Source organism: Duganella sp. BJB476 (assembly GCF_003416895.1).
In the GTDB taxonomy this organism is placed as follows: Bacteria; Pseudomonadota; Gammaproteobacteria; order Burkholderiales; family Burkholderiaceae_D; genus Rugamonas.
In genome coordinates this window covers 134,698-154,742 of record NZ_QVIO01000005.1, presented here as the reverse complement: position 1 = coordinate 154,742, position 20,045 = coordinate 134,698, and the positions used below count along the sequence as shown (strand labels likewise).

19 protein-coding genes are annotated in these 20,045 nt (G+C 64.3%); 4 read left to right on the top strand and 15 right to left on the bottom strand.

All coding sequences use genetic code 11. The features are described from left to right. From D0T21_RS20485 to D0T21_RS20475, 3 genes are read right to left on the bottom strand one after another with little or no spacing between them, the layout of a single operon-like run. Positions 1–819, bottom strand: a complete 819-nt coding sequence (locus D0T21_RS20485) for an arginase family protein (protein ID WP_116991200.1) — start codon at positions 817–819, stop codon at positions 1–3. Next, positions 816–2,054 (bottom strand): hypothetical protein, encoded by a 1,239-nt coding sequence (locus D0T21_RS20480; RefSeq protein WP_116991199.1) that lies wholly within the window; start codon positions 2,052–2,054, stop codon positions 816–818. The genes D0T21_RS20485 and D0T21_RS20480 overlap by 4 nt, the downstream gene beginning before the upstream one ends. Further along, positions 2,051–2,743, bottom strand: a complete 693-nt coding sequence (locus D0T21_RS20475) for a methyltransferase (RefSeq protein WP_116991198.1) — start codon at positions 2,741–2,743, stop codon at positions 2,051–2,053. Before D0T21_RS20475 ends, D0T21_RS20480 begins: the two co-directional genes overlap by 4 nt. 145 nt (positions 2,744–2,888) lie before the next feature. Between D0T21_RS20475 and tolB the strand changes: the two genes are divergently transcribed. After that, entirely contained in the window at positions 2,889–4,160 is a 1,272-nt protein-coding gene (gene tolB, locus D0T21_RS20470) for a Tol-Pal system beta propeller repeat protein TolB (RefSeq protein ID WP_116991429.1), read from the top strand. Here the strand turns inward: tolB and D0T21_RS20465 are convergent. From D0T21_RS20465 to D0T21_RS20430, 8 genes are all read right to left on the bottom strand, one after another. Continuing rightward, the gene (locus tag D0T21_RS20465; RefSeq protein ID WP_116991197.1) at positions 4,126–4,911 is read right to left on the bottom strand and encodes a diguanylate cyclase domain-containing protein; all 786 of its coding nucleotides are present in this window, start codon (positions 4,909–4,911) and stop codon (positions 4,126–4,128) included. The genes tolB and D0T21_RS20465 overlap by 35 nt on opposite strands. Before the next feature lie 7 nt (positions 4,912–4,918). Beyond that, complete coding sequence (locus D0T21_RS20460; protein WP_116991196.1) at positions 4,919–5,962, bottom strand: histone deacetylase family protein; 1,044 nt, start codon at positions 5,960–5,962, stop codon at positions 4,919–4,921. A 13-nt stretch (positions 5,963–5,975) separates the two neighbouring features. Then, positions 5,976–7,574, bottom strand: coding sequence for a glutamate--cysteine ligase (gshA, locus tag D0T21_RS20455; protein ID WP_116991428.1), 1,599 nt, complete (start codon positions 7,572–7,574; stop codon positions 5,976–5,978). A gap of 181 nt (positions 7,575–7,755) precedes the next feature. Next, positions 7,756–8,595, bottom strand: a complete 840-nt coding sequence (prmC, locus tag D0T21_RS20450; RefSeq protein ID WP_116991195.1) for a peptide chain release factor N(5)-glutamine methyltransferase — start codon at positions 8,593–8,595, stop codon at positions 7,756–7,758. Further along, the gene (locus D0T21_RS20445; RefSeq protein WP_116991194.1) at positions 8,592–9,062 is read right to left on the bottom strand and encodes a disulfide bond formation protein B; all 471 of its coding nucleotides are present in this window, start codon (positions 9,060–9,062) and stop codon (positions 8,592–8,594) included. The genes prmC and D0T21_RS20445 overlap by 4 nt, the downstream gene beginning before the upstream one ends. A gap of 82 nt (positions 9,063–9,144) precedes the next feature. Next, the gene (gene prfA / locus D0T21_RS20440; RefSeq protein ID WP_116991193.1) at positions 9,145–10,221 is read right to left on the bottom strand and encodes a peptide chain release factor 1; all 1,077 of its coding nucleotides are present in this window, start codon (positions 10,219–10,221) and stop codon (positions 9,145–9,147) included. A gap of 92 nt (positions 10,222–10,313) precedes the next feature. Next, the gene (gene hemA, locus D0T21_RS20435; RefSeq protein ID WP_116991192.1) at positions 10,314–11,588 is read right to left on the bottom strand and encodes a glutamyl-tRNA reductase; all 1,275 of its coding nucleotides are present in this window, start codon (positions 11,586–11,588) and stop codon (positions 10,314–10,316) included. Between the two features lie 106 nt (positions 11,589–11,694). Beyond that, entirely contained in the window at positions 11,695–12,384 is a 690-nt protein-coding gene (locus D0T21_RS20430; RefSeq protein WP_116991191.1) for a response regulator transcription factor, read from the bottom strand. A gap of 238 nt (positions 12,385–12,622) precedes the next feature. Here D0T21_RS20430 and D0T21_RS20425 point away from each other — a divergent pair, with 238 nt between their 5' ends. Then, positions 12,623–13,135 (top strand): hypothetical protein, encoded by a 513-nt coding sequence (locus tag D0T21_RS20425; protein WP_116991190.1) that lies wholly within the window; start codon positions 12,623–12,625, stop codon positions 13,133–13,135. A gap of 3 nt (positions 13,136–13,138) precedes the next feature. On the opposite strand, the gene minE is transcribed toward D0T21_RS20425, so the two are convergent. The 4 genes from minE to metE all read right to left on the bottom strand — a co-directional run bounded on the left by minE (position 13,139) and on the right by metE (position 17,518). Next, the gene (gene minE / locus D0T21_RS20420) at positions 13,139–13,390 is read right to left on the bottom strand and encodes a cell division topological specificity factor MinE (protein ID WP_008443622.1); all 252 of its coding nucleotides are present in this window, start codon (positions 13,388–13,390) and stop codon (positions 13,139–13,141) included. Between the two features lie 2 nt (positions 13,391–13,392). Beyond that, positions 13,393–14,208, bottom strand: coding sequence for a septum site-determining protein MinD (minD, locus tag D0T21_RS20415; RefSeq protein ID WP_026334797.1), 816 nt, complete (start codon positions 14,206–14,208; stop codon positions 13,393–13,395). A 28-nt stretch (positions 14,209–14,236) separates the two neighbouring features. Beyond that, a complete protein-coding gene (gene minC / locus D0T21_RS20410) occupies positions 14,237–15,010 on the bottom strand; it encodes a septum site-determining protein MinC (RefSeq protein WP_116991189.1) in 774 nt (257 codons plus the stop codon). 150 nt (positions 15,011–15,160) lie between these two features. After that, on the bottom strand, positions 15,161–17,518 hold the full coding sequence (metE, locus tag D0T21_RS20405; protein WP_116994472.1) for a 5-methyltetrahydropteroyltriglutamate--homocysteine S-methyltransferase: 2,358 nt from the start codon (positions 17,516–17,518) through the stop codon (positions 15,161–15,163). A gap of 106 nt (positions 17,519–17,624) precedes the next feature. Here metE and D0T21_RS20400 point away from each other — a divergent pair, with 106 nt between their 5' ends. Both D0T21_RS20400 and D0T21_RS20395 read left to right on the top strand, forming a co-directional pair. Next, the gene (locus D0T21_RS20400) at positions 17,625–18,533 is read left to right on the top strand and encodes a LysR family transcriptional regulator (protein WP_116994471.1); all 909 of its coding nucleotides are present in this window, start codon (positions 17,625–17,627) and stop codon (positions 18,531–18,533) included. A gap of 263 nt (positions 18,534–18,796) precedes the next feature. Continuing rightward, on the top strand, positions 18,797–19,975 hold the full coding sequence (locus tag D0T21_RS20395) for an acetyl-CoA C-acetyltransferase (RefSeq protein ID WP_116991186.1): 1,179 nt from the start codon (positions 18,797–18,799) through the stop codon (positions 19,973–19,975). Positions 19,976–20,045: the final 70 nt, after the last annotated feature.

Sequence of the window (20,045 nt, the reverse complement as noted above, 5' to 3'; positions counted from 1 at the left end):
TTACGTCTCCAATTCACCCAGCAGTGCCAGGCATGCCCGCGCGGCCGCGTTGTCCAGGTCTTTTTCCTCGTGCCAGGCCGACACCGATACCGCAACGATGTCATGCCCGCGCAGTGAGCGGAATAGCGCCGCCATGTCGTCGTAGTTCGGCCCTGATTTGACGTGGTATTTCAGCGCCGGCATTTCCGCTTCCGCGTCCATCACGTCGCTGTCGAAATGCAGATAGAGGCGTTCGCCCGGCTTCAGGTGCTCGCCTATCTGCGCGATGGTGCAGCAGGTGATGCCGGAGCTTCTCACCGCCTCCAGCTCGCCCGGGTCGAGGTCGCGCGCGTCGGACAGGATCACCCGCTGTTCGGGGAATGGCGTGACGCCGATGGTCGCCAGCATCGAACCGATGGTGTCGCGGCTTTGCTTGCGACGGTCTCCGCGTCCCACCAGGATCGCCAGCGGCATGCCGCCGAGGTACTGGGTCTGCGTGGTTTCCCAGGTGTGGAAATCGCCATGGGCGTCGAGCCACAAGATGCGGTCCGGCGGGCGTCCGCTGCGTTGCAGGCCGCCCAGCATGCCGAGCGTGGACATGCAGTCGCCGGCGATGCTGACCGGGACCTTGCCCGCATCGACGATCCGGTGCACGCGTTCCGCCATCCCGGCGTAGATCCTGCCCATCCTGCGCAGCTTCTCGTTGGGATCGCTCAGCGCGGTCTCGGTGAAATCGGCGACGTCGACGATGTCCCAGTCATGGCGGTCGAGGTCAGTGACGCGGCGCAGGCCATCGCGGCGTTGCCCGATCAGGAAGGGCACCAGCAAGTGATTGTTCATGTCCACGTCTCCGGATTCATCGTGTAGCCCAGCTGCTCCATCATCGCCCGCACCGGCCGGTGTTGGCCCATCTCCAGCAAAGCCTGTTCGCGCTTGCGCCAGCGCAGCGCGCCGGGGGCGTCGGTGGCCATCGTGACGGGCAGCCGCGCGGGCAGCGCCAGATTGGACAAGCCAAGCAAGTCGCCGATGCGCTGCAACTGCGCCGCCGGGTTCTCCATGAAGGCCTCGAACGCTATGCGCAGCGCCGGCACGCCGCTGGCAATGATCGCCTCATTGGCTGCCAGCCATTGGTTCAGGCAGACGTCGCCCAGGCCGGAGTGCATGAACTGGCGCCAGTTGGGCGGCAGGTCGAACTTCCACCAGCGCTGGCCGAACGGCATGGCGTCGGAGTAGCCGCCTATCCGCAGCGCCATGCCGGCCCGCGCCATGTCGTGCGCGAAGAAGCCCTTGGGCGACAGCCAGCCGTCCATCAGGCCATTGACCGATTGCGCATAGCCCCGGGTGAGGTGGATGTATTGGATGTCGGCCTGCGGGAACAGCTGCTCGTGCATGCCGATCCGGTAGGCATCGCTCGGCGATTTGAACAGCAGGATCTTGTTGGCGGCGTCGTCGATGGTGAACGGGCGACGATAACTGCGCGGCAGCACGAACGGCGGCTCTTCGATCTTCAGCTGTTCGTCGTAGTAGCCGCTGGGGCCCAGTCCGAAATCGCGCAGCGACGACGGCGGCTGTCCGTCATAAAAATTCATCCGCCACGGCTGATCGCGGAACACCGACGCCAGTATCGTGCGTTGCAGCGCGCTGTCCGGCGATTGCAAGGCTACGTCCAGCGCAGCGTTGAGCTGTTGCTGTTGCACCGGGTCGATGAAGAGCAGCGGGAACTGCAGGAGCAGGCGCCGCCGCCAGCGGTCCTTCAATTGCTCCAATGGCGGCAGTACCGGACTGGGTACGCTGAGCTCGGCGAAGATGTTGTCGGCCAATAGGTCCGGCTGCGCCAGGGTGCCGATGGCGTCGCTGTCGGCGTGGACGCCGAAGCTATTGCCGGTGAGCGCCAGATACGGTTCCATCTCCCCATCGAGCGAAGCGATGTCCGGATGATCGGCCAGCACGTGCTTGACCAGGCTGGACCCCGCGCGCGAGTTGCAGAGTACCACCACCACACGCCGCACCAGCGGACGCCATGGCGCATGGGCCACCGCGCGCAAGCCTGCGATGGTGTCGAGCACCTGGTTCATGCGCGTGCGGCTTGAGGCAATCGCTTGATGAGAAACGCATAAAACTCTTTGGTCTCGTCGGCGCGCGCGCGGGCCACCATGCGCATGCTGTAGCCGTTGTCCTTGGCCAGCTTGCGCACTTCCTTGACCGCGCCGAAATTGGAATGCGCAAAATAGATGCGTCCATCCGGCTTCAGATATTTGCCGACCTGCTCGAAGAACTGGGTATTGGTACGGAAGTCAGTGTCCCATTGCGAACGCGCGACGACGTCGGGCGCCTCCTTGTTGCGGAAGGGGAGGTTGGCGGTGATGACGTCGAACTGCTCGTTGCCGATGCCGTCGAACAGGCAGGAATACCGCACTTCCATCGTTTCGCCGAAGCCGTGCTCGGTGGCGTTGTGTTGCGCGCTCTTCAGCGCGGCGGGGTTGATGTCGACCGCCAGCACGCGGGCGGCGCCGCCATAGCAGGCGAATACCGCGATGACGCCGGAGCCGGTGCCGACATCGAGCACGCTGTCCCCCGGCTTGACGCGCAGGCTGCTGACCAGCGGCTGGCTATCCGTGTAGGGCCAGAAGGTGTTGGGGAAAACGTGGAATTCCTTGCCCAGGTAGCGAAACGTCTTGCCGCCCTCGGGTACTATTTTGAAAGCCTTCTGGCGGTCCTTCTGCCAGCGATCGATGTGCGCCTGTTTGCCTGGGGAATTGTCCATTTCTATCACCTATCGGATGAAGGAAAGCAAAGTTGGATACTACACCGATAATTTATCGTTGGAAAAACAATTGAATATCGAGAGCGAAGTAGCCGCCGCCAGTGATTTCGACTATATTCGCTCGGACTATTTATCCGTCCCTTCCATGAAAAAACTCAGTCACTACTTAATCTTCGCCGGCATGGCCGTCGTCATCAACACCGCGCAGGCACAGATGCGGATTGAAATCAGCGGCGTCGGCAGCAATCAGATTCCCGTTGCCGTGGCCGGCTTCGCCGATGAAATCCTGGCGCCGCAGCAGATCTCCGCCATCATCAAGGCCGACCTGGAACGCAGCGGCATGTTCAAGGTGATCGATGCCGGCGCCATCGCCGACGTCAACAACATCGACTACGCCGGCTGGAAAGCCAAGGGCGCCGATGCGCTGGTGGTGGGCACGGTGTCGGCGCTGGCCGACGGCCGCTACGATGTGCGCTACAAATTGTTCGACACCGTCAAGGCCAGCCAGCTGTCGCGCCAGGACCAGTCGGTGTCCAGCCAGGCCGCGCGCCTGGCGGCGCACAAGATCGCCGACGATGTGTTCTTCAAGCTGACCGGCGTCCCCGGCGCCTTCGCGACCCGCGTGGCCTACGTCAAGCAGGAGGGGCGCAACTACCAGCTGGCCGTGGCCGATATCGACGGCGAGGGCGAGCAGGCGGCGCGGCGTTCGAATGATCCCATCATTTCACCGGTCTGGTCGCCGGACGGCGGCAAGGTCGCCTACGTGTCGTTCGAGCAGAAGAAGCCCGTGGTGTATGTGCAGAACCTGCTCACCCAGGCGCGCACCGTGGTCGCCAACGAAAAGGGCAGCAACTCGTCGCCGGCATGGTCGCCGGATGGCGCCAGGCTGGCAGTCTCGTTGTCGATGGATGGCCACACGCAGATCTACACCGTCAACGCCGATGGCAGCGGCTTGCGCCGCGTGTCTGACGGCACTGGCGCCGCCATCGACACCGAGGCGCAATTCTCGGCCGACGGCCGCAGCATCTATTTCACCAGCGACCGCAGCGGCGGTCCGCAGATCTACCGCATGAATGTGGATGGCAGCGACGTCAAGCGCATCACCTTTGCCGGCGGCTACAACATCAGCCCGCGCATCTCGCCCGACGGCATGACGCTGGCCTACATCTCTCGCCGCGACGGCAATTACCAGCTGTACGTGCTGGACCTGACCACCGGCCAGGAGCAGCGCCTGTCCGACAGCACCGACGACCTGTCGCCCAGCTTCGCGCCGAACGGCAAGTACATCATCTACGCCACCGAAGCGGCCGGGCGCAAATCGCTGATGGTGGTGTCGGTGGACGGCCGCGTGAAGCAGAAACTCAGCGCCCAGGACGGCGACATCAGGCAGCCGACCTGGGGGCCTTTCCAGCGTTAGGCGCGTAGTCCGCCGTCAAGCTGCGTGCGGTGATTTGGTGGAGCTGCGCCAGTGTTTGCGCGTCTTCCGGCCAGCGGGCCAGGCCCAGCCTGGCGGGCGTGTGCGTTTCTGCGTTGAGGCGCGCCAGCAGGCGGTCGGCGATCTGTTGGCCCTGCACTTGCGACACCCACGGCACCAGCACGCAGTACCTGTCGTCGCCGAAGCGGAAGGCCCAGTCGCTGCCGCGGCACACTTCCTCGATCAGCCGTGCGGCCTCGATCAGGCGGGCGTCGTCGGCGCCGGGCGCCAGCGCCACCAGCATCATCGTCACCGATTGCGGCTTGCCGCGCTGGCTGCGCGTGAGCTGGCTGAAGATCGATTCCAGGTACAGGTGGTTGTGCAGGCCGGTCAGCGGATCGAGTGCGGCGGTGCGGCGCAATACCGCCATCAATGCCGCGCGCCGCACTTCGAACCAGTGCGACAGCAGGCCCGCGCCCAGCACGGCGGCGGCGGTGCCCAGCAGCGCCTCGGTGGAGCTGCCCGGCCGCAGCACCAGCACGGCCATGCCCAGCACCGACCAGCCGATGCTGTACACCATGCCCATGTGCAGACCCAGCATCAGGTAGGAGGCCACCGGCACCACGCACAGCAGGCTGGCGAGCGGCGGCAGCAGATACACCGCCGCCAGCAGGGCGCTGAAACAGCAAAACAGCACGGCGCACCACATGGTCAGTTGCGGCGTGTCGTCGGCCCAGGGCAGAGGTTTATTCATGGATTGGTCAGAGCGCCGTCTCGTAACCTTCGAGGACGTTGACGACGTTGGTGCCCAGTTCCTTGACCGCGTAGCCGCCTTCGAAAATGAAGGCGGTGGGCACGTTCAGCCAGGCCAGGCGCTCGCCGATTTTCAGGTAGTCGGCGCTTTGCAGCGCGAAGCGCGACAGCGGATCGCCGGCGAAGGTGTCGACGCCCAGCGACACCACCAGCGCATCCGGCGCGAAGCTGCCCAGGCGGATGCAGGCCGTCTCCAGCGCCGCGAACCAGGCCTGCGGCGAGCTGCCAGCCGCCAGCGGCAGGTTCATGTTGTAGCCCAGTCCCGCGCCTTCGCCGCGCTCGTCGGCATGGCCCAGGTAGAACGGATACTCGTTGCGCGGATCGGCGTGGATGGAGATGAACAGCACGTCGTCGCGGTTGTAGAAAATGCTCTGCGTGCCGTTGCCGTGGTGGTAGTCGATGTCGATGATGGCGACTTTGCGGGCGCCGTCGTCCAGCATGTGCTGCGCGGCCAGCGCGGCGTTGTTGAGGAAGCAGTAGCCGCCGAAGAAATCCGCGCCCGCATGGTGGCCCGGCGGACGGCTCAACACGAAGGCGCCGCGCTCTCCCAGCCGCAGCGCGTGCGCGGCGTTGACCGCGCAATCGGCGCCGGTCTTGGCGGCGGTCCAGGTGCCGGCCGTCAGCGGCGTGCCGCTGTCCATCGAATACAGTCCCAGTTTGGCGCAGAAGTTGTCCGGTTCGATGTCGTCGCGCAGCGAGCGTATAGGCCAGACGGCGGGGAAGGCGTCCTTGCCGGCGTTGGCCGGATCGAGCGCCAGCCATTCGTTCCAGGCGCCGCGCAGGAACTGCAGGTAGCGCGGCGTGTGAATGCGTTCCAGCGACATCAGCGGCACGCCGTGCGGCGTGACGATCTTGCCCAGGCCGCGCCGGCCCAGCTCCGCCAGCACCGAATCGACCCGCTCCGGTTTTTCGAAGCACGGCACCATCTCGCCGCGGAAGATCTCGTAGCGGCCGCGATGCTGCGCGTGCAGTTCGTTGTAGAAGGTGAGCAAGGAGGCCCCTGGTTTAGTCGCAATCCATACTGGAGTGGCACAGATTGCTGGCGCGGTAGGCGGCGACGTAATCGTCGAAGCTCGATTGCGGCGCAGCTTCCATCTCCGCCTGCTCGGCCAGCGAGACGGCGGCCAGGCCGTCGAAGTAGGCGGCTTGTTCTGCGTCCGGCGCGTGGCTGCGGAAGTAGGCCGCGTGCCGCTTGCTTTGCTCCAGGCCGAAGGCGGCGAACGATTTGCCGTTGGCGCGCAAGGCCGCCAGCACCTTGGCCGACGGCGTCAGGTCGGCGTCCAGCAGCTTGGACGCTTGCTGCGCCATGGCGTCGGCGTGCACGGTGTCGCCGCGCTGCGCGTCGAGCAGGGCCGCCACCGGGCGGATGCGCTCCAGCAGCTGCTGGCCCCAGGCTTGCAGGCTGATCTCGCCGTTGTCGCTGTTCAGCGTCAGGCCCGGACGGCGGCCTTCCTTGACGGTTCGGGCGAAGTTCTCGGTGTGGCGCAGGCCTTCTTCCGGCGAGATGGCCGGGCTTTCTTCCAATGCGCAGAACAGCAGGAAGGCGTCGAGGAAGCGGCCGGTCGGCACGCTGATGCCGACCGGTTCGAACGGGTCGACGTCCATGCAGCGCACTTCGATGTATTGCACGCCGCGCGCGCACAGCGCCTGGATCGGCCGCTCGCCGGTCTGGATCACGCGCTTGGGGCGGATGGTGGAGTAGTACTCGTTTTCGATCTGCAGCACGTTGGTGCTCAGCTGTATCCATTCGCCGTCGCGCTTGGTGCCCAGCGCCGCGTACGGTTCGTACGGCTGGTTGACGGCCTTGGTCAGGGCGGCGACGTAGCTGTCCAGGCAGTTTTCATGCGGGCTCAGTCCCGATTGCGCGTCGTTCTGGTAGCCGAGGTCGCTCATGCGCAGGCTGGTGGCGTAGGGCAGGTAGAGCGTGTCGTCGGACAGCGTTTCCAGCTTGTGCGGACGGCCGCGCAGGAAGCCGGTCGACAGCACCGGCGAGGCGCCGAACAGATACATCAGCAGCCAGCTGTAGCGGCGGAAGTTGCGGATCGTCGCCAGGTAGGCTTCGGACTGGAAGGCTTTGGACGTCAGGCGCTTGTCGTTGCCTTCATGCTCGGCCAGCACGCGCCACAGGCGTTCGTCCAGCGAGTAGTTGTAGTGGATGCCGGCGATGCACTGCATGGCCTTGCCGTAGCGCAGCGCCAGGCCGCGCCGGTACACATGCTTGAGCGTACCCATGTTGGAGGTGCCATACCAGGCGATCTCGATGTCTTCCTCGCCCGGCAGCTGGCAGGGCATGGACTGGCTCCACAGCAGCTCGTCGCCCAGCTTGGTGTAGGCGTGGCGGTGGATGCCGTCGAGCTTGGCGATGGTGGTGGCGATGTCGGCCTCGGCCGGGGTGATGAACTCCAGCAGCGTTTCGGCGTAATCGGTGGTGATTTGCGGGTGCGTCAGGGCCGAGCCCATGGCCACCGGATGCGGCGTCGCCGCCAGGTGGCCACGCGCGTCCACCCGCAGGGTTTCGCGTTCGATGCCACGCAAGCCACCCAGCACCGGACGGTGCTCTGGCTGGGCCAGCAAGGCCAGGCGGCGAGTCAATAGATTGGACAATTGGATCTTCCTTTCGTAGTGCATCAAGTGTTGCATCAAAGCGTGAGGTGCGAGATTAACCGAAAACGGCCAATCGCGTCGGCGCCGGCCCAAAGTTCACCGGAGCCGAAGATCGCTTGCTAGTTTATCAAATACTTGGAAGGGGGGCCGAAAGCCAGAATATTGCGTATCGATGACGCTGTCAGTGCGTCCGCGCACCTGTGACGCGCTCGATGCCGGCCAGGTCGGTCCAGCTTTGCACTTCGCTGTAACCTTGTGCGGTTAACAAGTCGCGCACGGCGGCGGCCTGGTCGTAGCCGTGCTCCATCAGCAGCCAGCCTTGCGGCTTCAGATGCGCGGCGGCGCCGGCGACGATGATGCGCAGCGCCGACAGGCCGTCCGCGTGGTCGGTCAGCGCGCCGGTCGGTTCGTAGCGCAGGTCGCCTTCGGACAGATGGCGGTCGCCGCTGGCGATGTAGGGCGGGTTGGAGGCGATGACGTCGAACGGCGGCTGGCCTTGCAGCGCGGCGTACCAGTCGCTTTGCAGGAAGTTGACCTGGGCGCTGTTGGCGGCGGCGTTGCGGCGCGCCACGGCCAGCGCGTCCGGGCTGACGTCGAGCGCGGTGACGGCGGCGTCGCGCCGGGTGTGCGCCAGCGCCACGGCGATGGCGCCGCTGCCGGTGCCCATGTCCAGCACGCGGCCTTGCGGCGGCAGGCGGTCCAGGGTCAGTTCGACCAGCAGTTCGGTGTCGGGGCGGGGGATCAGCACGGCGCCGTTGACTTCAAACGGCAGGCCGAAAAATTCGCGCTGGCCGACGATGTAGGCGACCGGTTCGCCGGCCACGCGGCGCTGCACCAGGGCGGCAAAACGCGCCGCCTGTTCGGCATCGAGTTGGCGTTCGGACTGGGTGATCAGGCTAACGCGCGACAGGCCCAGCGCGTGGCACAGCAGCACGCGGTTGTCCAGCGGGTCCAACAGGGACTGCACTTGCAGCGCACCGATGGTGATGCCTGCGGCGATGGTGCTGATGTCCGAAATCATTTGCGTGCGCGGCGGATCAGCAGCCAGGCCAGGCCCAGCGTGCACAGGCCGAAGCTCAGGAAGGACCACTGCGGAATCGACAGGCCGAACCACGGCGCCAGCGCGTCTTCGCACAGCCCGTCGGCGTGGAACAGGACGGGCAGGTAGGTCGCGGTGGGGATCTTGTTGAGAAAGGTCTCCATCGGATCGATGCCGCACGACAGACCGGGATGGGCCAGGATGTACAGGTGCATCCCGGCGATACGCAGGCCGCCCAGTGCGGCCAGCAGGCCAAGGCCGGCGCCCAGCTTGGGCTTGCTGTAGGCGCCGACCAGGCAGCAGATGCCGATGGCGATGAACAGGTAGCGCTGGATCACGCACAGGGGACACGGCAGCATGTCCAGGCCGATCTGCAAGTACAGGGCGACGCCGATCACGCCGAAGCAGGCGATGGCTATGGACAGCAGCAGGGAGCGCGTATGTAGCATGGGGTGATCCGATTCGGTGGCGGTGGGAATAGCGGGCAATTTTCGCACAAAGTTGTCGCTTCAGCCTTAGGCCGGCGTTAACTTAGTCGCCCAGCGCCGCCAGCAGCTCGGCCTGGTGTTCGGCGGCCAGCGCATTGGTCAGCTCCGTCAGGTCGCCGTCCATGATGAAGTCCAGCTTGTACAAGGTCAAGTTGATGCGGTGGTCCGTCATGCGGCCCTGCGGGTAGTTGTAGGTGCGGATACGTTCGCTGCGGTCGCCCGAGCCGATCAGGCTCTTGCGGGTGGCCGCTTCCTTCGACTGCTGCTCGCGCAGCTGCACGTCCTTGATGCGCGCCGCCAGCACCTTCATCGCTTGCGCCTTGTTCTTGTGCTGCGAGCGGTCGTCCTGGCACTCGACCACGATGCCGGTCGGCAGGTGGGTGATGCGCACGGCCGAATCGGTCTTGTTGATGTGCTGGCCGCCGGCGCCGGAAGCGCGGTAGGTGTCGATGCGCAGGTCGGCCGGGTTGATGTTGACGTCTTCCACTTCGTCCGCCTCCGGCATCACCGCCACGGTGCAGGCGGAGGTGTGGATGCGGCCCTGGGTTTCGGTGGCCGGCACGCGCTGCACGCGGTGGCCGCCGGATTCGAACTTCAGCTTGGAGTAGACGCTGTTGCCGATCAGGCGCACGATCACCTCGCGGTAGCCGCCCAGGTCCGACGCCGATTCCGACACCACTTCCACCTGCCAGCGATTGCGCTCGGCGAAGCGGGTGTACATGCGCAGCAGGTCGCCGGCGAACAGGGCCGACTCGTCGCCGCCGGTGCCGGCGCGGATTTCCAGGAAGATGTTGCGCTCGTCGTTGGCGTCCTTCGGCAGCAGCATTTTCTGCAGCTCCAGTTCCAGTTCCGCCAGGCGGGTCTTGGCCGCCTCGATTTCGTCCTGCGCGAAGTCCTTCATTTCCGGATCGCTGAGCATTTCCTGCGCGGCGTCCAGGTCGCCGATGGCATCCTGGTAGGACTTGTACAGCGCCACCAGCGGGCCGAGTTCGGCGTGCTCGCGGGTCATCTTGCGGTAGGCGTCCATATTACTGGTCGCGCCTTCGGTCATCAGCAATTCATCGAGTTCGACCAGGCGGTTTGCCAATTGATCGAGCTTGCCCAGCATGGATGGTTTCATAGCGTATTCGGTAAAGGAGTTGGAGCAGATGCCGCGCGGTGGCGGCGGGGAGTGCGCGGCGGCGTGGCGCGCGCGCTGATCAGGCAGTGTCGCTAACGACGGCCGCGGAACAGCTGCGGCAGCAGCTCGGCCAGGTGGGCGCGTTCTTCGCCCTGCGCGCGGTGCAGCGCCTGCTGCGGGCCGTGCATGAATTTCGCGGTCAGGCCCTTGGACAGGGCTTCCAGCACGGCGTCGATGTCTTCGCCCTTGGCCAGCATCTTGCGGGCGCGTTCCAGTTCCAGCTGGCGCAGCGCTTCGCCGTTTTCCTGCAGGCTCTGGATGACCGGCACCACGGCGCGGTCGTCGATCCAGTGCATGAACGATTGCACGCGGGTTTCGATGATCGCTTCCGCCTGGGCCACGGCGGCCTGGCGGTTTTCCATGCCGGTCTGCACCACTTTGCCCAGGTCGTCCACGGTGTACAGGAAGACGTCGTTGAGGCGGCCCACTTCGGCTTCGATATCGCGCGGCACGGCCAGGTCGACCATGAACATCGGCTTGTGGCGGCGCGCCTTGATCGCGCGCTCCACCATGCCCAGGCCGATCAGCGGCAGCGACGAGGCGGTGCAGGAGATGACGATGTCGTACTGGTGCAGCTTGTCCTGCAGCTCGGCCAGGCGGATGGCGCGGCCGCCGAAGCGGTGCGCCAGGATCTCGCCGCGGTCCAGCGTGCGGTTGGCGATGGTGATGGACTTGGGATTCTGCGCCGCGAAGTGGGTAGCGCACAATTCGATCATCTCGCCGGCGCCGATGAACAGCACGTTCTGCTCGGCGATCTTGTCGAAGATGCGCTGCGACAGCCGCACGGCGGCCGCCGCCATCGACACGCTGTGGGCGCCGATCTCGGTGGTGCTGCGCACTTCCTTGGCGACCGAGAACGAGCGCTGGAACAGCTGGTGCAGATAGGTGCCCAGGCCGCCCGCTTCGTCGGCGGTGCGGATCGCGTCCTTGATCTGGCCGAGGATTTGCGTCTCGCCCAGCACCATCGAATCGAGCCCGGAGGCGACGCGGAAGGTGTGGCGCACGGCGTCGTGCTGCGGCAGCAGGTACAGGTGCGGGCGCAGTTCGGCGTAGTTCAGTTTGTGGAAGTCGGCCAGGAAGTGGGCGCCGGCGTCGAGCGGGTCGGGCACCCGGCTGGCCGCGTACAACTCGGTGCGGTTGCAGGTCGACAGGATCGCCGCCTCGTCGCTGCCGCGATGGTCGATGCGCTCGAACCAGGAACGTGCCGCCACCACCGCCTGCCCCAGTTGCTCAGGGGCGAACGCCAGCTGCTCGCGCAGCGAGACGGGGGCAGTGTTATGGTTGAGGCCGACGGCAAGCAGCTGCATTTCGGGTCCGGGCGTTGATTGTGCGGACATTATACCGTGTTGTACCCGTAGGTTGCCTGGGGCTGCCTATATGTCAGGCAGCATACCGGCCATATCGAGGGTCCGATCAAGCGCCCAGTTTTTCCAGGCGATAGCCGTAGCTGTAGACCGGCACCAGGCGGAAGCCGTTTTCTGGTTTTAATTGCAATTTATTGCGGACGCGCGACACGTGGGTGTCCATGGTGCGCGACGGCACGGCGGTCTCGCGTATCCACACCGCCTCGTGGATGTAGGCGCGCGATAGCGGCCGTCCGATGTTGCGGAAAAATAACAGTGCCAGGTAGAACTCTTTGTGGGTGACGTCCAAAACGATGCCATCCATCAACAAACGGCCGGGACGGGTCTCGAACACATATTGACCGAATTGTAATTGTTCGGCGCCATTTTGCGCCGGGTAGGCGCGCCGCAGTAAAGCTTGCACGCGGGCCACCATTTCGCTGCGGCGCAGCGGTTTGATCATGTAATCGTCGGCGCCGGCAGCCAGGCCGGCGACGATGTCGTCCTCGCCCGAGCTGGTGGTCAGGAACAATACCGGGGCGCTGTCGGGCAGTTTTTCGCGGGCGCGACGCAGCACTTCGGCACCGCTGAGATCGACGACTTGCCAGTCGAGGATCAGCATGTCATAGCTGTCCTTGCGCAATTGCGCCAGCACGTCCTTGGCGGTCTGGAAGCTGTGGCAGATGTGTCCTGCCGAGGTCAGCACCTGGCAGATCAGATCGGCTTGGCTGCGGTCATTGTCAAGTACGGCGATTCTCATACTACTGCCTGTAGGAAATTATGTTAAGGAGAAGTCACTACAAATATAACAGAGATTTACAAAAATAGTTAGCAAAATGGCTAATTATTTTTCTTAATGCACTAATATTTCCTTGACGACAACTCGATAATTCACCGTGCGTACCTGCACAACCATTACACGGTACACTGGAAAAACGCTGAATTCAATGAAGAAGTTGAAAAAAGGAAAGAAATCCTAGTTACCGCCGGGAGCGCGCATGGGACTGAAAAAAGACACAAATTGGACGCTGGTCCCGGGGACCGAGCGCGATATCGAGGCCGTGCGCGAGCGTTGCCGCAAGCTGGTGCGGCGGCGCGCCATGGTCTCGGCCGGCGTGGCGGCGGTGCCGATACCGGGGCTGGACGTGGTGTCCGACCTGCGCCTGTTCTCGCTGTTGATCGACGACATCAACCAGGAATTCGGCCTGACGGCGCAGCAGATCGAGCGCATGCAGCCGAAGTTCCGGCTGATCGCCTACGAGGCCGCGATCGGCGTCGGCGGCATGCTGGTGGGGAAATTGGTGACGCGGGAAGTGGTGTTGCACCTGCTGCGCCGCACCGGCCTGAAGTCGGTGGCGCGGCAAGCCAGCAAGCTGGTGCCGCTGGCCGGACAACTGGCCTCGGCCGGCATCGGCTTCGTGGCGTTCCGACAGATCGGCTACCAGCACGTGGATGCCTGCGCCAAGGTGGCGCAGGAACTGGTGACGGCCGGGATCGCCCGGCCGTTGTAGCTGTTACGCGTCCGGCAGCACCACGTTCACGTCCAGCACCTCCAGGTTGCCCTGGCGGTCCAGCGAGATCTTGATGTCGTCGGCGTTGACCTTGGTGTACTTCGAGATCACCTCGATCAGCTCCTTGTGCAGCGCCGGCAGGAAGTCGGGACCGCTGCGGCCATTGCGCTCGCGCGCGATGATGATCTGCAACCGCTCCTTGGCCGCGGTGGCGGTTTTGGGTTTTTGCGGGAACAGGAAAGAAAGCAGGGCCATGATTACTTGCTCCCGAAAATACGCTGCAGCAGGCCAGGCTTCTCGTAGTTAGTGAAGCGCAACGGCAATTCCTGGCCGAGGAAGCGCGACACCACATCTTCGTAGGCTTCCGCAACATCGGTGCCCTTGAAGTGAATCGCCGGGTTACCCTGGTTCGACGCGTGCAGCACCGATTCCGATTCCGGAATGATGCCGATCAGTGGAATGCGCAGGATTTCCTGCACATCTTCGTACGACAGCATTTCGTCCGCTTCCACGCGTTTCGGCGAGTAGCGGGTGATCAGCAGGTGCTCCTTGACGGGCTCGCCGCCGGTCTGGGCGCGGCGCGACTTGGCCTGGATGATGCCGAGGATGCGGTCCGAATCGCGCACCGACGATACTTCCGGGTTGGTGACGATGATGGCCTCGTCGGCGAAGGTCAGCGCCATCAGCGCGCCGTGCTCGATGCCGGCCGGCGAATCGCAGATGATGAACTCGAAGCCCATGTTGATCAGCTCGTGCAGCACGACTTCCACGCCGTCTTCCGACAGCGCATCCTTGTCGCGCGTCTGCGACGCCGGCAGGATGAACAGGTTGTCGCAGTGCTTGTCCTTGATCAGCGCCTGGGTCAGCGACGCCTCTTTATTGATCACATTGATCAGGTCGTACACCACGCGGCGTTCGCAGCCCATGATCAGGTCGAGGTTACGCAGGCCGACGTCGAAGTCGATCACCGCGGTTTTATGGCCGCGCATGGCCAGCCCGGTGGAGAAGCTGGCGCTGGAAGTCGTCTTACCGACACCGCCCTTACCGGACGTTACAACAATAATTCTCGCCACAAAAAAATCCTTTTCAGAGAGTTGCTACTCAAGCGCGGTTTGCAGAATTGACAGATAGTATATCGATTCGGTCGCCGACCAAGCGAATTTGCGCAGGGGAACGTGCATATTCGGTCGGGAAGCCGTCTTCAAAAGTGCGGTAAACGCCGGCAATGGAGACTAACTCCGGCGACATATTCATTGCAAAGATGCGTGCTTCGGCATTGCCGGAAGCGCCCGCCAGCGCGCGGCCGTTCAGCGTGGCGTACACGTGGATGCTGCCGTCGGCGATGATTTCGGCGCCGTTGTTGACCACGGCGGTGATGATCAGGTCGCAGCCGCGCGCGTAGATGCGCTGGCCGGCGCGCACCGGAGTGTCGATGATCATCACGCCGGCCTTGCCGGGCAGGGCTTCGGCCACTGCTGCTGGAACCGCTGGCGCGGGTGCTGCTGCCGGGGCCGCCTTGACCGGTGCTGGAGCGGGCTCCTGCTCTTCGCGCGGCTTGGTCGCGGTTTCCACGCTCAGGCCGTGGGCGGCGATTTCGGCGGCCATGGCCGGCGGCGCGTTGCGCACGGCGACCGGGTTCAGGCGGTATTTCTTCAGCAGGGCGATGATGCCGGCCCAGTCGATCTCGGTGCCGGCCGGCAGCGCGGCGACGTCGATCACGGTCAGGTCGTCTTCGAAGAAGTCGGTGGTGCCGCCGGTCATTTCGGCCAGCGCGGCGTCGAGGGCCAGGCGGTCCGCCGTGGACAGGATGGCGGAGACTGCGACTACGGTGGAAATCTTAATTTCTATGGGCTTTTGAAACAGGCTCTTGGACATGGGCGACAGTATTAGAGGTTTAACCTCGCGCGCATGCGCAGGCACGAGCATTTTACTGTGGAAAACGACGGATGGGGAGGGCTGGCACCGTACTGGGCCAGTAAAAATGCGGGATGGCGGCGGCCCGGCAGGCCGCCGCCACAGTGTTGCTTAGTAGATCGTGTGCTCGGCGCGCAGCTGGCGGGCGGCGGCCACCATGTTGCGCAGCGCGGTTTCGGTTTCCGGCCAGCCACGGGTTTTCAGTCCGCAATCCGGATTGACCCACAGATTGGCCGGCGGGATCACCTCGCTGGCTTTCTGCAACAGCCGCACCATCTCGGCCTGGCCCGGCACGCGCGGCGAGTGGATGTCATACACGCCGGGACCGATCTCGTTCGGATAGCGGAACTGGCCGAAGCCGTTCAACAGCTCCATGTCCGAGCGGCTGGTCTCGATGGTGATGACGTCGGCATCCATGGCGGCGATCTGCGGCAGGATGTCGTTGAACTCGGCGTAGCACATGTGGGTGTGGATCTGCGTGCCGTCGGCCGCCGCGCTGGCCGACACGCGGAAGGCGCGCGTGGCCCAGTCCAGGTACTCGTCCCAGCGGCTGCGGCGCAGCGGCAAGCCTTCGCGCACGGCCGGCTCGTCGATCTGGATGATGCCGATGCCGGCCTGCTCCAGGTCGGCCACCTCGTCGCGGATCGCCAGCGCGATCTGCAGCGCGGTGAGCGAGCGCGGCTGGTCGTCGCGCACGAAGGACCATTGCAAAATCGTGATCGGGCCGGTCAGCATGCCCTTCATCGGCTTGGCGGTCAGGCTTTGCGCGTGCACGGTCCAGTCCACCGTCATGGCTTTCGGGCGGCTGACGTCGCCGTAGATGACGGGCGGCTTGACGCAGCGCGAGCCGTACGACTGCACCCAGCCCAGTTGCGTGAAGACGAAGCCTTCCAGCTGCTCGCCGAAATACTCGACCATGTCGTTGCGTTCGGCTTCGCCGTGCACCAGCACGTCCAGGCCCAGGTCTTCCTGGCGGCGCACGGCGTAGGCGATTTCTTCGCTCATCTTGGCGTGGTAGCTGGTGGCGCTCAGTTCGCCGCGCTTGAAGCTGGCGCGGGCGGCGCGGATAGTCGCTGTTTGCGGGAACGAGCCGATGGTGGTGGTCGGGAAGGCAGGCAGCTTGAAGCGGGCGCGCTGCTCGGCCTGGCGCTGGACGAACTGCGAACGGCGCTGGTCGGCGTCGGCCGGCAGCGCGGCGATGCGCTCGCGCACGGCGTCCTGGTGCACGCGCGGGCTGGCGCGGCGGCTGGCGATGGCGGCGCGCGACACATCCAGCGCCTCGGCGGTGGCGGCGTCGTATTCACCTTGCAGCGCTTGCTTGAGCACATACAGCTCGTCCAGCTTTTCGGTGGCGAAGGCCAGCCATGAGCGGATTTCATGATCGAGCGCGCTTTCCGCCGCCAGCGTGAACGGCACGTGCAGCAGCGAGCACGAGGACGACAGCCACAGCTTGCCGCCACGTTTTTCGACGATAGGCGCCAGCGTGGCCAGCGCTGCGTCGAGGTCGGTGCGCCAGATGTTGCGGCCGTCGACGATGCCGACCGACAGCACCTTGTGCACCGGCAGCCAGTCGGCGATGCTGGTCAGTTCCTGCGGGGCGCGCACGCCGTCCACGTGCAGGCCGGCCACCGGCAGGCGGCAGGCCAGGCTGAGGTTTTCTTCCAGCGGCGAGAAATAGGTGGCCAGCAGCAGCGGCACGCCGACCTGGTTCAGCTGCCAGTAGCTGTTTTCAAACGCGCTGCGCCATGGCGCTGGCAGGTCGAGTCCGAGGATGGGCTCGTCGATCTGCACCCACTGCACGCCTTGCGCCTTCAGGCGGTCCAGCACCTGGCCGTAGACCGGCAGCAGCTGGTCCAGCAGGCTGAGGCGATCGAAGCCGGCGTCCTTGGTCTTGCCCAGCCACAGGAAACTCAACGGTCCCAGCAGCACGGCCTTGACCGCATGGCCCAGCGCCAGCGCTTCGTTGACTTCGTCGAACAGGCGCTCGCAAGCCAGCGAGAAAGCGGTTTCCGGCGTGAACTCCGGCACCAGGTAGTGGTAGTTGGTATCGAACCACTTGGTCATTTCCAGCGCGGCCGAGGCGTGCACCTGGCCGTCGTCATGCGCGTGGTCGTGGCCGCAGGCGGCCGGCTCGACCTTGGCGCCGTTGCCGCGCGCCATGGCGAAATAGCGGCTCAATTGCGACTGATCGGCGCTGAAGCCGTAGCGGGCCGGTTCGCAGCCCAGCAGTTGGATGTGGTTGGCGACCTGGTCGTAGTAGGCGAAATCGCCGACCGTGACGAAGTCCAGCCCGGCCTGCTGCTGCAAGGCCCAGTGACGGGCGCGCAGTTGGCGGCCGACGTTTTCCAGTTCGGCGTCCGGCAATTCGCCGCGCCAGTTGGCTTCCAGCGCGAACTTCAGTTCGCGCGCCGCGCCTATCCGTGGGAAGCCTGGAATGTGGCTTTGTATGGCTTTATTGGGTGTTGTCATTTTGATGTCATCCGCATTTAATATTGGTGATATAAAGTGTGCGGCAATCCGGTCTATAATCAAAACGAAAGATTTTGCGGCTTCACATGAAAAAATTTAATAGACCATGCTAGAGATACGTCACCTGCGCACCCTGAGTGCCCTCCGTTCCGCCGGCAGCCTGGTTCGTGCTGCGCAACTGCTGAATCTGACGCAGTCGGCCTTGTCGCATCAAATCAAGTTGCTGGAAGATCGCTACGGTGGGCCGCTTTTTGAGCGAAAATCCGTGCCGATCGGGTTTACCGCCACCGGCGCGCGGCTGCTCAAGCTGGCCGATCTGCTGCTGCCGGAAATCGAATCGGCCGAGCGCGAAGTGGCGCGCCTGACCCAGGGCGACACCGGCCAGCTGCGCGTGGCGCTGGAGTGCCATACCTGCTTCGACTGGCTGATGCCGGTGATGGATGAATTCCGCAAACGCTGGCCGGAAGTGGAAATCGACCTGGTGTCGGGCTTCCACAGCGAACCGGCCGAGCTGCTGCGCAGCGGCGCCGCCGACCTGGTGATCGGCTCGCCCTACGGCCCGGACTTCGCCACCTTCCCGCTGTTCCGCTTTGAAATCCTGGTGGTGATGGCGCAGAAACACCGGCTGGCGGCGCAGCGCCGCCTGCAAGCATCCGATTTCGAAGGCGAAACGCTGATCACCTATCCGGTGCCGGAAAGCCGTATCGACCTGATCCGCGAAGTGCTGCAGCCGGCCGATATCCACTTCGAACGCCGCACCGCCGAGCTGACGGTGGCGGTGCTGCAATTGGTGGCCAGCCGCCGCGGCATCGCCGCGCTGCCGAACTGGGCGATCAAGAACTACGTCGACTACGACTACGTGATCGCCAAGCCGATCGGCGAGCAGGGTTTGTGGAGCGATTTGTTCGTGTCGGTGCCGGAGGCGCAGAAGCAGAAGGCCTACGTGCTCGACTTCGTCAACGTGATACGCGAACAGTGCGCCAGCACCCTGGACGGTATCAAATTATTATCGTGACAGACTGACATTGTTTCTTCAGAATGATTGCCGCAGCTTTGACGAAAGTCAAAGTTGCCACCATGTGCGACGCTTACGATGGGTGCCCAACGACAGCTAGTCGTTGGCACGGATGCTGCTAGAGAAATCCTGTCATTACCTTGGGAAAGTTCTCGCGGCGACGCACCATCGAAACACCGCACGGCCCAGTCGTCGAAGCGTATTATCGAAGTTCGCGTTGTTGCTAAACTAAGCCGGCCTTGGCCGGCGCATTGGAGAGTCAAATGGATGATGTAGTTATCGTGGCCGCTGGCCGTACTGGTGTCGGCAAATTCGGCGGTAGCCTGGCCAAGACGCCGGCTGCCGAATTGGGCGCACACGTGATCAAGGGCTTGCTGGCCCAGACCGGTATCGATCCCAACCTGATCAGCGAAGCCATCCTCGGCCAGGTGCTGACCGCCGGCGTCGGCCAGAATCCGGCCCGTCAGGCCGTCATCAAGGCCGGCCTGCCGAATACCATTCCTGGTTTCACCATCAACCACGTGTGCGGCAGCGGCCTGAAAGCCACCCACCTGGCGGCGCAAGCCATCAAGGCTGGTGATGCTGAAATCATCATTGCCGGTGGCCAGGAAAACATGAGCGCCTCGCCGCACGTGATGAATGGTTCGCGCGACGGTTTCCGCATGGGCGACTTCAAGATGGTCGATTCCATGATCGTCGACGGCCTGTGGGACGCCTACAACCAGTACCACATGGGCACCACCGCCGAGAACGTCGCGAAGAAATACGAGATTTCCCGCACCGAGCAGGACGAGTTCGCGCTGAACTCGCAGCTGAAAGCGGAAGCCGCGCAAAAAGCCGGCAAGTTCAAGGATGAGATCCTGCCGCTGGAAATCGTCCAGAAAAAGGGCAGCATCGTGTTCGACAGCGATGAATACGTCAAACCGGGCTCGACCATCGAAGCGCTGGCCGGCCTGCGTCCCGCGTTCGCCAAGGACGGTTCCGTCACCGCCGGCAACGCCTCCGGCCTGAACGACGGCGCCGCCGCCGTCATCATGATGTCCGCCACCAAGGCCAAGGAACTGGGCCTGCCGGTGCTGGCCAAGGTCAAGGCCTACGCCTCGTCCGGCCTGGACCCGGCCTTCATGGGCATGGGCCCGGTCTCGGCCACCAAGCTGTGCCTGAAAAAAGCCGGCTGGACCCCGGACGACCTGGACCTGATGGAAATTAACGAAGCCTTCGCCGCCCAGGCCGTGGCCGTGAACAAGGAAATGGGCTGGGACACCAGCAAGATCAACGTGAACGGCGGCGCCATCGCCATCGGTCACCCGATCGGTGCATCCGGCGCCCGCATCCTGGTCACGCTGATCCACGAAATGGTGCGTCGCGACGCCAAGAAAGGCCTGGCCTCGCTGTGCATCGGCGGCGGCATGGGCGTGGCGCTGGCGATCGAGCGCGCTTAATCGGCATTCGGATTTGTATCCGTATTTGTAGCATCCGCAGCAGCAGTGCCGCGCCGGGCTGGTCCCGGTG

Bases quoted from the DNA above. Each gene is read 5' to 3' on its own strand.
- D0T21_RS20485 (WP_116991200.1), bottom strand. From the start codon at position 819: ATGAACAATCACTTGCTGGTGCCCTTCCTGATCGGGCAACGCCGCGAT.
- D0T21_RS20480 (WP_116991199.1), bottom strand. From the start codon at position 2,054: ATGAACCAGGTGCTCGACACCATCGCAGGCTTGCGCGCGGTGGCCCAT.
- D0T21_RS20475 (WP_116991198.1), bottom strand. From the start codon at position 2,743: ATGGACAATTCCCCAGGCAAACAGGCGCACATCGATCGCTGGCAGAAG.
- tolB (WP_116991429.1), top strand. From the start codon at position 2,889: ATGAAAAAACTCAGTCACTACTTAATCTTCGCCGGCATGGCCGTCGTC.
- D0T21_RS20465 (WP_116991197.1), bottom strand. From the start codon at position 4,911: ATGAATAAACCTCTGCCCTGGGCCGACGACACGCCGCAACTGACCATG.
- prmC (WP_116991195.1), bottom strand. From the start codon at position 8,595: ATGATTTCGGACATCAGCACCATCGCCGCAGGCATCACCATCGGTGCG.
- D0T21_RS20445 (WP_116991194.1), bottom strand. From the start codon at position 9,062: ATGCTACATACGCGCTCCCTGCTGCTGTCCATAGCCATCGCCTGCTTC.
- prfA (WP_116991193.1), bottom strand. From the start codon at position 10,221: ATGAAACCATCCATGCTGGGCAAGCTCGATCAATTGGCAAACCGCCTG.
- hemA (WP_116991192.1), bottom strand. From the start codon at position 11,588: ATGCAGCTGCTTGCCGTCGGCCTCAACCATAACACTGCCCCCGTCTCG.
- D0T21_RS20430 (WP_116991191.1), bottom strand. From the start codon at position 12,384: ATGAGAATCGCCGTACTTGACAATGACCGCAGCCAAGCCGATCTGATC.
- D0T21_RS20425 (WP_116991190.1), top strand. From the start codon at position 12,623: ATGGGACTGAAAAAAGACACAAATTGGACGCTGGTCCCGGGGACCGAG.
- minE (WP_008443622.1), bottom strand. From the start codon at position 13,390: ATGGCCCTGCTTTCTTTCCTGTTCCCGCAAAAACCCAAAACCGCCACC.
- minC (WP_116991189.1), bottom strand. From the start codon at position 15,010: ATGTCCAAGAGCCTGTTTCAAAAGCCCATAGAAATTAAGATTTCCACC.
- metE (WP_116994472.1), bottom strand. From the start codon at position 17,518: ATGACAACACCCAATAAAGCCATACAAAGCCACATTCCAGGCTTCCCA.
- D0T21_RS20400 (WP_116994471.1), top strand. From the start codon at position 17,625: ATGCTAGAGATACGTCACCTGCGCACCCTGAGTGCCCTCCGTTCCGCC.
- D0T21_RS20395 (WP_116991186.1), top strand. From the start codon at position 18,797: ATGGATGATGTAGTTATCGTGGCCGCTGGCCGTACTGGTGTCGGCAAA.